Origin of the sequence: Rhizobium sp. NFR12, assembly GCF_900108545.1 — a bacterium.
GTDB classification, from domain to species: Bacteria; Pseudomonadota; Alphaproteobacteria; order Rhizobiales; family Rhizobiaceae; genus Neorhizobium; species Neorhizobium soli.
Window position 1 is genome coordinate 1469723 of record NZ_FNWM01000001.1, and the last position, 11942, is coordinate 1481664.

At 61.1% G+C, this 11942-nt stretch carries 12 protein-coding genes; 6 read left to right on the top strand and 6 right to left on the bottom strand.

Annotated features, from left to right (window positions below; translation table 11 throughout):
* Positions 1-12 precede the first annotated feature (12 nt).
* Complete coding sequence (locus tag BLW69_RS07030) at positions 13-333, top strand: 2Fe-2S iron-sulfur cluster-binding protein (RefSeq protein WP_062456606.1); 321 nt, start codon at positions 13-15, stop codon at positions 331-333.
* Between the two features lie 448 nt (positions 334-781).
* Here BLW69_RS07030 and BLW69_RS07035 read toward each other — a convergent pair whose 3' ends face one another.
* Entirely contained in the window at positions 782-1396 is a 615-nt protein-coding gene (locus BLW69_RS07035) for a DUF922 domain-containing Zn-dependent protease (RefSeq protein WP_092660821.1), read from the bottom strand.
* A gap of 181 nt (positions 1397-1577) precedes the next feature.
* Between BLW69_RS07035 and folP the strand changes: the two genes are divergently transcribed.
* The 3 genes from folP to folK are packed head-to-tail and all read left to right on the top strand — an operon-like array spanning position 1578 to position 3245.
* Positions 1578-2369 (top strand): dihydropteroate synthase, encoded by a 792-nt coding sequence (gene folP, locus BLW69_RS07040; protein ID WP_092661130.1) that lies wholly within the window; start codon positions 1578-1580, stop codon positions 2367-2369.
* On the top strand, positions 2369-2734 hold the full coding sequence (folB, locus tag BLW69_RS07045; protein ID WP_092660822.1) for a dihydroneopterin aldolase: 366 nt from the start codon (positions 2369-2371) through the stop codon (positions 2732-2734). Before folP ends, folB begins: the two co-directional genes overlap by 1 nt.
* Before the next feature lie 7 nt (positions 2735-2741).
* On the top strand, positions 2742-3245 hold the full coding sequence (gene folK, locus BLW69_RS07050; RefSeq protein WP_082476318.1) for a 2-amino-4-hydroxy-6-hydroxymethyldihydropteridine diphosphokinase: 504 nt from the start codon (positions 2742-2744) through the stop codon (positions 3243-3245).
* On the opposite strand, the gene BLW69_RS07055 is transcribed toward folK, so the two are convergent.
* From BLW69_RS07055 to BLW69_RS07070, 4 genes are all read right to left on the bottom strand, one after another.
* On the bottom strand, positions 3235-3789 hold the full coding sequence (locus tag BLW69_RS07055) for a hypothetical protein (RefSeq protein ID WP_062456618.1): 555 nt from the start codon (positions 3787-3789) through the stop codon (positions 3235-3237). The two genes, folK and BLW69_RS07055, sit on opposite strands and share 11 nt — an antisense overlap.
* A gap of 103 nt (positions 3790-3892) precedes the next feature.
* On the bottom strand, positions 3893-4966 hold the full coding sequence (locus BLW69_RS07060) for a YcjF family protein (RefSeq protein ID WP_092660824.1): 1074 nt from the start codon (positions 4964-4966) through the stop codon (positions 3893-3895).
* On the bottom strand, positions 4963-6429 hold the full coding sequence (locus tag BLW69_RS07065; protein ID WP_092660826.1) for a YcjX family GTP-binding protein: 1467 nt from the start codon (positions 6427-6429) through the stop codon (positions 4963-4965). The genes BLW69_RS07060 and BLW69_RS07065 overlap by 4 nt, the downstream gene beginning before the upstream one ends.
* 81 nt (positions 6430-6510) lie before the next feature.
* Positions 6511-7020: a SixA phosphatase family protein gene (locus tag BLW69_RS07070; RefSeq protein WP_062458026.1), complete on the bottom strand. Its 510-nt coding sequence runs from the start codon at positions 7018-7020 to the stop codon at positions 6511-6513.
* 265 nt (positions 7021-7285) lie between these two features.
* Between BLW69_RS07070 and dksA the strand changes: the two genes are divergently transcribed.
* Positions 7286-7705 (top strand): RNA polymerase-binding protein DksA, encoded by a 420-nt coding sequence (gene dksA / locus BLW69_RS07075; protein WP_062456626.1) that lies wholly within the window; start codon positions 7286-7288, stop codon positions 7703-7705.
* Between the two features lie 106 nt (positions 7706-7811).
* On the opposite strand, the gene BLW69_RS07080 is transcribed toward dksA, so the two are convergent.
* Positions 7812-8900, bottom strand: coding sequence for a flagellar biosynthetic protein FliO (locus tag BLW69_RS07080; protein ID WP_092660828.1), 1089 nt, complete (start codon positions 8898-8900; stop codon positions 7812-7814).
* 275 nt (positions 8901-9175) lie between these two features.
* On the opposite strand from BLW69_RS07080, the gene BLW69_RS07085 reads away from it, so the two are divergent.
* Complete coding sequence (locus tag BLW69_RS07085; protein ID WP_092660830.1) at positions 9176-11797, top strand: cell cycle histidine kinase CckA; 2622 nt, start codon at positions 9176-9178, stop codon at positions 11795-11797.
* The last annotated feature ends 145 nt before the right edge of the window (positions 11798-11942 follow it).

An 11942-nucleotide genomic window follows, 5' to 3' on the forward strand; every position in this document is an offset into this window, starting at 1 on the left:
GATTTCCTGATTATGACGAAACTGACCCTCGTTGCCTTCGACGGTACGCGCTTCGATATCGAAGCTGACAACGGCTCCACAGTAATGGAGAACGCCGTGCGCAATTCCGTGCCAGGCATAGAGGCCGAATGCGGCGGCGCCTGTGCCTGTGCCACCTGTCATGTCTATGTCGACGATGGCTGGACCGAAAAGGTCGGTCCTCCGGCAGCGATGGAAGAAGACATGCTCGACTTCGCCTTTGAGGTGAAGCCGACCTCGCGGCTGTCCTGTCAGATCAAGATCAAGGCCGATCTCGACGGTCTGATCGTGCACGTTCCAGAACGTCAGGCCTGAACCAAACCAGACGACCCTCTTCCAAAAAAATGCCTCGCTGCGCAGTTAGCGCAAGCGAGGCAAGGCAGGCGCATAGCCGCAAGGCGAGGGAGGAAAACGCCTGCGGCCGCAATTGCGCCGGGGAGACCTGTGAAGCTTGTACAAGGCAACAACGCGGGACCTCTCTCGGTCCAAGTGCCTGATCGCGGCCGCGAACATTTGCGGCGCCTGAACGGGTGGATCCGGGCACCGTGGCCGGGATCGCGGGCGGCTGGATGACACTTGATATGGGTCGTTGGCAGCGCCGTTCTGTTGCTACGGTTTTAGCCCAGACACACACATTAGTATATTGTTATAAGTCACCGATGAATGACAGGGTGGTGCGAAAGCTCCGCGCAAGTCTCGGGAGAGGTCGGGCTACGGGTCGGTGGATTGGCTGTGCCGATCGATGTAGTCTTTCGCTGCCCGATCAGTCGCGCTTCATCCGGTATTTCAGGAGACGGGTCATCCGCTCGTCGAAGTTCTTCGACTCGACCTGGTCGAACCGCATCTGTTCCCGGTCGTGTGCTTCCAGAAGATCGCGAGTCGCATCGGCGACCTTCTTCTCGAGACTATCGCAACTGCTGGGCGTCGATAGGTCCAGAAGCTGTCTCTCGAGAATGCGGGCATGAGTGCGGGCAATCTCGGCATGGCGTTCTTCGTGGCGCTTGATGTCTGCCGAAAGCGTGTCCCATATCATGCCAAGATCCGCGTCTGTACGACGTCGATTGATCCAGCGTGGCAGAACGATATGGGTACGCAGTGTGACCCTTGCGGCGCCGACCGTGCATCGATTGGCGCGCTCGACATAGGTCACTTCCCCGCCGAATTTGATTTCGGTTGCACCGGGATGACGGTGGCCGGTCGTGCGGGTCAGCGGACCGCGTTTTTCCAGCTCCTTGTCGAGGTCTTCGGCAGTTTTGCCGCCGATCTGAAAATACGAGTAAGTCTTGGTGATGATCGGTGCGGCCGATGCGGGAGAGGCGAAGACGCCTGCAAGAAGTACGGTACCGATGAGACGGCGAACCGCGCGCATTGAAAACATTCTGTGGCCTGCAACGTTGAACTTTAAAAGAGCTTGGGGCATAGCGAGACCAAGCGCAACACGAGGTCCCTGAATTTTGCGTCAACTCTCCGAAGATGATTGGCCGGTGATATCGCGGCGCAACACGCACTGGCAATTGGCGCGCGGACGCGTGCTGGAACTCGGCGCGCAAGGCCATATCATGGCGATCGTCAACGTGACGCCGGACTCGTTTTCCGACGGCGGTCGGCATGCGCAAACGGATGGCGCCGTGCGGCATGCGCTGAGCTGCGTCGCCGAAGGTGCTGCCATCCTCGATATCGGTGGCGAATCGACACGGCCCGGCGCGGCGGCGGTGACGCCTGCCGAAGAACAGGATCGCATCCTGCCGGTGATCGAGAAGCTTGTCGGCGAAACCGACGCTATCATCTCGGTCGATACCTATCGTGCGGTAACGGCGCGGCTGGCGATGGCTGCCGGCGCCCACGTCATCAATGACGTACATGGACTTCAGCGCGAACCCGATATGGCTGACGTCGCGGCCGAGACAGGTGCCGGTATCTGCATCATGCATACGGGACGCGACCGGACGGATCGACGTGCGGACATGATCGAAGACCAGCAGTATTTCCTCACGCGGTCTCTCAAGATCGCGCATGCTGCCGGGATCAAGGATGCGGCGATCGTGCTCGATCCCGGGTTCGGATTTGCCAAGAACCGGGACGACGACATGGAACTGATCGCCCGCTTTCGCGAGTTGCAGTCACTCGGATTTCCCTTGCTCGCCGGGACGTCGCGGAAGCGGTTTGTCGGTTCAGTCACGATGCGGGATCCGGCCGATCGGCGGGATATCGGCACGGCTGCAACGACTGCGATCCTCCGACTCGCTGGTGCGGCGATCTTCCGGGTTCATAATGTCGCGGCCAACCGCGATGCCCTGCTGATGGCAGATGCGGTTCTGGCGTCCCGTGCGGCGCAACGGGAGGAGAGCTGATGGGGACCTACAGCATCGCCTTGAAAAACTGCGCCTTCTTCGCTCGTCATGGAGCCTTTGCGGAAGAAGAGAGGCTCGGTCAGCGATTCTATGTCGATCTCGTCATGCATGTGGATGCCGAAGAAGCGCTCGAAGACGACAACGTCGAGAGCACCGTGCACTATGGCAAAGCCTATGAAATCGTCGAGAGGATCGTGACCGGCACGCGCCGCAACCTGATCGAGACGCTGGCCAAGGACATTGCTAAGGCGCTTTGCGCCTGGTCGTCGCAGATCCGAAGGGTCGAGGTGACGGTGCGCAAGCCGAGCGTGCCGATCCCGGGAATTCTTGATTATGCCGAAGTGAGGATCGAGCATGTCGCGTGACGGCTCGATGAAATTGGTAGCCCTTGGGCTCGGCGGTAACGTCGGTGATCCGCGGGCTGCGATGGCAGATGCGTTGAGGGAACTCGATGCCCGATCGGACTGTCGGGTGCTCGCCGTATCCCGGCTTTATGCCACGCCGCCATGGGGAAAGACGGATCAGGCCGAGTTCCTGAACTGCTGCGCCCTGATCGAGACCTCGCTTCATCCCGAGTCGCTTCTCGATGTCTGTCTTGATATGGAAAGGCGGCGCAAGCGTGAGCGCGTCGAGCGCTGGGGCCCGAGAACCATCGATATCGACATCCTGACCTACGGCGACAGCGCGTATCACTCCGAGACGCTGGAGCTTCCCCATCCGCGCATGACGGCGAGGGGCTTTGTGATGATGCCGCTTGCCGATGTCGCGCCCGAAATGGTCCTCGGACAGAAAAATGTCCGCGACTGGCTGGCAGAGGCGGACATCGAAGGCATTAGGATCGCTGACGCAGACAGGGATTGGTGGATTAGGGCTTGATCGAACCGACGGCGATCGAATCCAGATCGCGATCCAGCGACAGGCCGATCACGGGCACCATCTGGTCTTCGACCTTCACCGAAATGGTGATGTTCATCTTGTTCTCGCCGCGCAGGCTGGCGACCATGGCGCCGTTCAGCTGGGCACGGTTGATGCCCATCACGACCTTGTCGCCATTGACGGAGCCGGAGACGATGTCGAGGCCCTTGCCCTGGGCGCCGTCCAGGAACTTGCCGGAATAGCCGGTGCTGCTCTGGCTGATGACCGCGGACATCGGCTGCTGGAAAACGCCGACGCGGCAGGTGCCATCGAGCTTGATGCCGACAGTGCCATCCGGCTGTGCAGCGCCAATCAGGTTGCAGCTGAACTTCGTACCCTTGTACTTGCCCGCGACGATTTCGCCCGGACCCTTCCAGACGCCACCGACCTGCTGGAAAAAGGATTTGTCACGCGAAGCCGCGGAGGCCTCCGGTGCCAGGGCGGGAGCAGTTGCGATGGTCAGTGCAACGATGCCACCGAAAAGCGAAAAGAAGCGCGAATACATGTGCTTTCCCTTGGAAACCAGAAACTTCAAGTGCCTCGCAAATTAGCTTGGAATGGTTAATGACTGGTATCTTTTCGGGTCATTAAGGGTCACAGAGGCGCGATCAATCGGTCTTGCGCGGGCCGACGGGAGAGATGTCGGACATGAAATCGCCGATCCCCGGGCGCTTCACAGCGCGGAAGGGAAGTGGGCGGCAAAGATCCATCGCGGCAATGCCGATACGCGCCGTCAGTAGGCCGTTGATGACACCTTCGCCGAGTTTGCTTGAAAGCCTCGATGCCAAACCATGGCCCAGAACCTGCTGCGCGATTCCGTCTCCAACCGCGATCGAACCTGTTACCGCCAGATGCGCCATCACGTCCCGCATTAGCTTCAACAGTCCGAGCGTGCCTGGGCGCCCGCCGTAGAGGTCCGCCATCGCGCGGATCAGTCGTGTCACCTCGAACAGGACATAGACGAGATCAACGACCGCGCGGGGGCTGACAGCGGTGACGACCGAGACCCGTTTCGAGGCGCCAAGAATGAGGACGCGTGCCTGCCGGTCGAGCGGCGACAGGAGTTCTCGCTCGGCGAGATCGATGAGTTGTGGCCCGTCGATGATGTCGTCTTTCGTCGCATCAAGCGCGGCACGTCCGCGGGCGGTCTCCGCCCGGTGACCTGTCAGTTTCGTGAGCGCGGCGACGACGGTTCTGGCTGCCGTCGGCCTTGGCGATTTCAGGGCGTCTTCCGCTTGCGTCTTCAGCGTCTGGACCGCAGCAAGCCGCATCATCCCGATGATTTCGCGACCGACCATGACCAGAAGCGCGACGATGCCGACGCCCAACGCTGCCGCTGCGGCGTAACCGAGCCAGTCGGACCGTGCAAAGAGATCCCGGATGATCCGATCCGCCCAGAGGCCGAACGCAAGCGACAGGAACGTGCCGAAGGCCGCGGCCGCGAGGTTGGCGAAGGAGAAACGCTTCCGCTTCACCGGCACGGCGACGGCCAGCGCTTCTGGTGAAAGTTCCTGCGGGCTGATGAACGGATCAAGCTCGTCCGGCGTGATGGCAACGCCGTCGTCAAACCGGCGGGGTGCGCGGTTCGGATGGGTCTGCGGCTCTTCTTTCGTCGGAATGTCATCGTCCACGACGAAGGAGGACGGGCGGCGGCGGCCATCGGTGATCTTGCGGTCGTTCATGCGAGGCGATCTCCCAGCAGGAACTGCATGGCGCGGTCGAGCCTGATATGCGGGACCGAAAGGGTGATACCGCCCTTTTCGTCGAGGGCCGGGGGACGGAAGCGAACCACGTTGACATCCGGAAGCTCGGAGCCCGGTTGACCGAGCTGCCGAAACAAGGATTCCGGGTCGGCCGGAAGGTCGCCAGGGAAGATCGCCGTCTGCCGCGTGCCGTCGAAGACTTCGCCGTTGATGGTTTCGCCTGCCATCGGTGTGCCGACGATGACCGGCAGTTGGTGACTGCCGTCCTTCACGGAAGCTTCACGCGTGGCGCGCACGGAGGCGATTGCCATCACGTCGATGCCGGCGCCGGCCATGCCGATCCGCTCGATGGCGCGGTCGACGAGCCGGCCGGTCAGGCGTTCCAGCCGGTCGTGGCTTTCATGATGCAGATGGTCGGCTTTGGTGGCCGCGACCAGCACCTTGTCGATGCGCCGGCCGACGAGCGACGAGAAGAAGCTGTTGTGGCCGGGACGGAAGCAGGCGAGTACGTCGGTCAGTGCGCGTTCCAGATCCTGCACGGCCTCGGGGCCACGGTTGATCGCCTGGAGCGCGTCGATCAGCACGATCTGCCGGTCGAGACGCGCGAAATGCTCGCGGAAGAAGGGTTTGACGACGATTGTCTTGTAGGCGTCGTAGCGGCGCTCCATCATTGCCCGGAACGACCCCTTCGGGGCCGGCGTATCCGGAAGATCGGCGAGGGGCGCAAAGGTGAGGGCGGGCGAACCTTCCAGGTCGCCGGGCATCAGAAATCGCCCGGGCGGCAGGGTGGAGAGCGAGCGCTCATCAGATTTGCAGGCTTTCAGGTAGGCCGCAAAACTCTCGGCCAGCCGACGCGCGGTTCCTTCGTCCGCCGGTGCGTCCATGTCTATGCCGGAGGCGAACGAAAGCCAGTCCTTCGACAACTCGGCGCGAATGCCGGTCCGGGCAAGGTCTACGGTGTTGCGGCTGAAGGTCTCGTAATCCTGTGCCAGCAGCGGCAGATCGAGCAGCCATTCGCCGGGATAGTCGACGATGTCGATCGAAAGCCTTCCGCGGGAAAACATCCGGTTCCATCCACTGGCGCTTTGATATTCCAGCGTGACGCGGAGTTCCGAGATCGCGCGCGTCGAATCCGGCCAGATCCGTTCGCGCACCAGTGCGTCGATGTGATCCTCATACTGGAACCGCGGTATCGCGTCGTCCGGCTGCTGCTCGAGCCGCGCCTGCGAGACCCGGCCGGAGCGCATTGCCTCGAACAGCGGCAGTCGGCCGCCGTTCAGGAGATTGTGGACAAGCGACGAGATGAACACTGTCTTGCCGGCACGCGACAAGCCGGTAACGCCAAGCCGCATCGACGGATTGACCAAGTTCGAGGCGCGATCGGCGAGATTATCGAGAGCAATCTTCGCGTCGTCGGTGATACTGGTGAGCGCTGGCGGCAAGGTGTCGTCCCAAAACTGTTTGTCGCTATATAGGGACCGTCAGGCAATGCGCAAAGGGATGGGATGCCTTGGAATCTGTGGTCACGGCGTGATGAAATCTGTCAGGTTCCATGCGGGTCGCGAGCCGTCGCTTCGGCCTGCGTGATCGATGACAGCAAGGCCTGCCGTCGGATACCCTGAGGGCAGGGCGCGGGCTGCATGCTCTTTTCCGATCAGTTCCCCGAACACGTCCTCGATCGTCGGGTTATGCCCGACGAGCATCACCGATCCGCTGCGGTCGCTGGTAAAAATCAGCGCGAGATAGGTGCCGACCGATCCGTTGTAGACCTCGTCGATGAATTCGGGCTCGATGGTTTCGCTGATTGCGCGGCGCACCGCCTCCGCAGTCTGGCGGCAACGCATAGCCGTCGAACTGATAACAGCGTCGGGGCGGTAGCGACGGTCCGCCGCCTTGTCGGCAACGATTTCCGCTTCGGCGAAACCATCCGTCGTCAGTGTTCGATCGAAATCTCTCTGACCCTGTTCCGGGTTGGCCGCCCGGCCGTGCCGGAGAAGGTAGATGCGTGACGGCGGCGGCGCGAGTGTCGGCATATCGGTGAAAGACGCCATTTCATTCTCCTTTGACCGCCTGGACGGTAATTCCGTAACTTCGGAACTTCAACCACGCCTGCGCCATGATTGCCAGTTGCGCCGCCCAGGAACCGGTTTCAACCGAAGTCGATTAAAGCATAGAAAATAGTCATTTAGCTGATTTTTGTGACAATTTTAAAATTGCCTCAATAACGAGCGGAAGGCTTGAACCGGAACAACCAAAGCGATATAGAGCGGCCACGAGATGTTCTTCAGGAGAATCGCGTTGAGTGAGAAGATCGATCTTAGCAATTATGTACTCTCGGAAACCGACGAGTTCATGAATGCAAACCAGAAGGCGTATTTCCGGGCAAAACTGACGGCCTGGAGAAACGATATCCTGCGGGAGGCGCGGGAGACTCTGGATCATCTGGCAGAGGAAAGTGCCAACCATCCCGATCTGGCCGATCGCGCATCTTCGGAAACCGATAGAGCCATCGAGCTTCGTGCCCGTGACCGGCAGCGCAAGTTGATCTCCAAGATCGACGCGGCGATGCAGCGCATCGACGACGGGACCTATGGCTATTGCGAAGAAACCGGCGAGCCAATCGGACTGAAGCGTCTTGACGCCCGGCCGATCGCAACCCTGTCGATCGAGGCCCAGGAGCGGCACGAGCGTCGCGAAAAGGTCTATCGCGACGAATGATTTCTGCTTGACGCATGGTCTACGGCAGAAACGACAAAAGGCACGGGAAACCGTGCCTTTTGTCGTTTGATGTCATGGATACGTGCAAAGCCCGCGGCCCTGCATGTCATTTATCGCGCGTGGCGGACATTTCCCCAAATATACGGGCGACTTCGTCCTGAAGTGATGGCTCGGCAGTCGCGCCGGTAATCGGTGCGACAGCAGGATCGCGCTGCGGCAACTGGCGGTTTGGTGCTGGTACCGCGATCGTCTCGCGGCCGGCGTTTTCCCGCGCCGCAAGGTTTTGTGCCATTTCCTCTTCCAGAATTTTCTCGAAATCGCTCCCGAGCATCTTCGGCTTTTCGAGGGCCGGCTGTCCGCCGGTCGAGAGGTCCTCAGGATTGATCGGGACAACGCGCGACGGTTCTGTCGGCTGGTCGGGCTCGGCGTGAGCAAGAACCCGACTGCGCGCGGCTTCAAGCGCGTTTGCCGCATCGTCGACCCTGGATGGTGCAGGCTGCGGGATCGCCGTGATCGCTGCCGCGGCGATCGGCGCTGCGGCAACGCCAGCGGCTGTCGAAACCGTTGCCGGGATGACGACGGTCGGTGCCGGACGCTGTGGCTCGGGGGCGGACTGTCTTGCTGGCGGATCCAGTCGCTGCGGGGCGGGTGGCGATACGGACGCAGTCGGCGTCGGCTCCGACCGGGATACCGGGCTCACAGGGCGAGCGGGAATGGGAGACGGCTGGGTCGCGAGTGGTGGCTTCGCACGCGGGGTGTCATCGCGCACTGAAATCTCCCGCATGGGCTCAGGCCGTTCGGCCTCCGGCAGAGCTGCCGGGCGAGGGTCCGGACGCTGCCTCTGGGCAAGTGCGGGGCGCGGTTCAGAAGGCGCGCTTTCAATGGCGGAGGGATGTGAGGGCGAGTTCGTCGCGATGCCGGTTTCGATCACGATATCGGTCGGCCCGCCGATCATGACGAGGTGCTCCACGCCGTCGCGGCGGATCAGCACGAGGCGGCGACGTGCATCGACGGCTGCCGCATCCAGCACCTGCAGCCGCGGATTGCGGTTGCGTCCCCCGCGGACGAACGGCGACGGTCCATTGCGACCGCGCAGCATCCACAGGATGCCGAACAGGAAGAGAAGCCCGATGCCGACACCGAGGACCGCGATTACCATCCGGCTGCCATAGGCGCCCATCAGTTCTTCGGCCATGTGCTGATACTCCTCATGCCAATCGTCACATTTGAAAAGACGACAATTTTCGCTTCGATCAAGGGGTGCTGCGATGCTGTCTTGATGGAAAACATCACTTCGGAGAGGAAAGATAGGGCACAAGTCTTCACTGTCCCGGGTTTTCTGGCACAACGGAGCTTTTTGCGTCGCCGACAACTTGCTAAGAAGGAATCATAGGGTTTTCGGCTCCGTGGAGCATGACGGCCGCAGTAGGATGGCTTCGGCAGTCGGCCGTTGCGAAATGCGAGGGATTGATGACGAAGTTGCAGCAGGGCGGCAACTACGAGACCCCACTGGTCGAGCGTAAGACGCGGGGTGGAACCATTCTTCGGATCGTGCTTCTGGCGCTGGTGCTGCTGGGCGTTGCAGTCGCTTTTGTGGTTTTTCAGCAGGCACTCGACAATGAGATTGTGCTCGGCCTGCTGGGCATCCTTGCCATGGTCGGCATATTTTTCCTCGTCTCTTCGATGATAGGCCTCGTGGAAGTCATGCCGCAATCGCGGTCCGACGATCTCGCCCGCGCTTTCTTGGCCGGCCATCCGGACGGTATCCTGATCACGGACATCAAGGGTCGCATCGTCTACGCGAACGCTGCCTATGGTCGGATGACCGGTGCGACGAAAAAGAGCGATATCCAGTCCCTTGAAACGCTTCTGTCCAAGTCGCGCGAATCCAACGAGGCGCTTTACAGGCTGACATCCGCGCTGCGGGAAGGCCGCGAGGGTCATGAAGAATTCCGCCTGCTGCAGCCGCTTGGCCGCAGCACGGGCACTGCCGTCGTTGGAGAGAATGGTGCGGGCGCCTTCTGGTACAGGCTGAAGGCCGGCCTTCTGGCGGGTTCGGGAAACAACAAGGCGCAGCTCGACATCTGGCAGATTACCGACACGACCTCGGAACGGTCGGACCAGGAGCGTTTCTTTCGCGAACTGCAAAACGCCATCGACTACCTCGACCATGCGCCGGTCGGGTTCTTTTCCGCGGGCAAGAAGGGCGAGATCTTCTATCTCAACGCCACGCTGGCTGAATGGCTGGGTCTCGATCTGACCAAGTTTTCTCCTGGATCGATGACGATCGACGATCTCGTGGCGGGCGAGGGCATGGCGCTGATCCAATCGGTTCAGCCGGCGCCAGGTCTGAAGCGTACGGAAACGCTCGATCTCGACCTGCGCCGTGCCAACGGCCAGAGCCTGCCGGTGCGACTTGTTCACAGCGTCAGCTCCATGCGCGACGGTGCGCCCGGCGAAAGCCGCAGTGTCGTGATCAACCGGCCGCATGGTGAGGACACCGATCAATCCGCGTCGGCAATGCGTTTCACGCGCTTTTTCAACAACACGCCGATGGCCATTGCGTCCGTTGATGGCGAAGGCCGGATCCTGCGCATCAATGCGCCGTTCCTGCGACTGTTCGCCGGGGTTCTGACCCGCGACGACGTGGAAAGCGGTGCGTCGCTGGAGCGTATCGCGCACGAGACGACCCGCGATCAGCTGATGGCGGCGCTTGCTGCCGCACGCGACCGTCAGGGCGACATTACTCCGATCGATTCGCGGCATCCGGGCGACGAGACCCGCTATCTGCGTTTCTACGTCAATGCGGTGATCGACGAGAGCGACGAGGCACCCGAAGAGGCGGCCATCATCTATTCCGTCGAGACGACCGAGCAGAAGGCGCTCGAGACGCAGATGGCGCAGACCCAGAAGTTGAACGCTGTGGGCACGCTTGCCGGCGGCATCGCCCACGATTTCAACAATGTGCTGACGGCAATCCTTCTGTCCTCCGATCACCTGCTTTTGCAGGCGCGTCCGTCCGATGCGAGCTTTGCCGACCTGATGGAAATCAAGCGCAACGCCAACCGGGCCGCCGTTCTGGTGCGCCAGCTTTTGGCCTTCTCGCGTAAGCAGACGATGCGTCCGGCGGTGCTGAACCTCACCGATGTGGTGGGCGACCTGCGGATGCTGGTCGACCGGCTGATTTCCGGCACCAATGTCAAGCTCGATGTCGACTACGGGCGTGACCTGTGGCCGGTGCGTACCGACCTGTCGCAGTTCGAACAGGTTCTCATCAACCTCTGCGTCAACGCGCGCGATGCGATGCCGCAGGGCGGCACGATCCTGATCAAGACCCGCAATGTGACGGCCGAGGAAACCAGCAGCTTCCATCAGGCCGATCTGCCGGCGGAAGATCTCGTGATGGTCGAGGTTGCCGACAGCGGCACGGGCATTCCGCCCGAGATCATGGACAAGATCTTCGAGCCGTTCTTCACCACCAAGGAAGTGGGCAAGGGGACAGGTCTCGGCCTTTCGATGGTCTATGGCATCATCAAACAGTCCGGCGGCTATATCTATCCGGAATCGGAAGTCGGTCGCGGAACGAGTTTCCGGCTGTTCCTGCCGCGTCACATTCCCGAAATACCGGTCATCACGCCAGAGGCCGCAGAGGCTGCAGCTCTGGCAGCCGCACAGCCTGTGGCTTTGAAAGCGCCGGCGGAAGACATGGATCTCACAGGCAAGTCTGCGGTCGTGCTGCTTGTGGAAGATGAAGAAGCGGTTCGCCGGGGTGGCAAGCGCATGCTGGAAACGCGCGGTTATACCGTGCACGAAGCCGGATCCGGCGTCGAAGCACTCGACATCATGGACGAGCTCGAAGGCAAGGTTGATATCGTCGTTTCCGACGTTGTAATGCCTGAGATGGACGGGCCGACGCTTCTGACGGAACTGCGGAAATCCTATCCGGATCTGAAGTTCATCTTCGTCTCCGGATACGCGGAGGACGCGTTTGCGCGCAACCTGCCGGCCGATGCGAAGTTCGGTTTTCTGCCCAAGCCGTTTTCGCTGAAGCAGCTTGCCGTTGCGGTTCGCGAGATGCTCGACTCGGACTGATTTTCTGATCCGCCTGCCAACCTTTATGGAGCCTCGCGATTCGTCCGTCGAACCGCGAGGCTTCTTGCTTTAACGCCTGATTTTCCACAGGTTATGTGCGCGAGAACGTTCCGGGAACGAAATCGCGATAACGCAGTTCAATCAA

What these genes read in the sequence shown, in the direction of transcription:
- folK (WP_082476318.1), top strand. Translation starts at nt 2,742, where the DNA reads ATGAAATTGGTAGCCCTTGGGCTCGGCGGTAACGTCGGTGATCCGCGG.
- BLW69_RS07060 (WP_092660824.1), bottom strand. Translation starts at nt 4,966, where the DNA reads ATGAACGACCGCAAGATCACCGATGGCCGCCGCCGCCCGTCCTCCTTC.
- BLW69_RS07085 (WP_092660830.1), top strand. Translation starts at nt 9,176, where the DNA reads ATGACGAAGTTGCAGCAGGGCGGCAACTACGAGACCCCACTGGTCGAG.
- folP (WP_092661130.1), top strand. Translation starts at nt 1,578, where the DNA reads ATGGCGATCGTCAACGTGACGCCGGACTCGTTTTCCGACGGCGGTCGG.
- folB (WP_092660822.1), top strand. Translation starts at nt 2,369, where the DNA reads ATGGGGACCTACAGCATCGCCTTGAAAAACTGCGCCTTCTTCGCTCGT.
- BLW69_RS07070 (WP_062458026.1), bottom strand. Translation starts at nt 7,020, where the DNA reads ATGCCGACACTCGCGCCGCCGCCGTCACGCATCTACCTTCTCCGGCAC.
- BLW69_RS07055 (WP_062456618.1), bottom strand. Translation starts at nt 3,789, where the DNA reads ATGTATTCGCGCTTCTTTTCGCTTTTCGGTGGCATCGTTGCACTGACC.
- BLW69_RS07035 (WP_092660821.1), bottom strand. Translation starts at nt 1,396, where the DNA reads ATGTTTTCAATGCGCGCGGTTCGCCGTCTCATCGGTACCGTACTTCTT.
- BLW69_RS07080 (WP_092660828.1), bottom strand. Translation starts at nt 8,900, where the DNA reads ATGGCCGAAGAACTGATGGGCGCCTATGGCAGCCGGATGGTAATCGCG.
- BLW69_RS07030 (WP_062456606.1), top strand. Translation starts at nt 13, where the DNA reads ATGACGAAACTGACCCTCGTTGCCTTCGACGGTACGCGCTTCGATATC.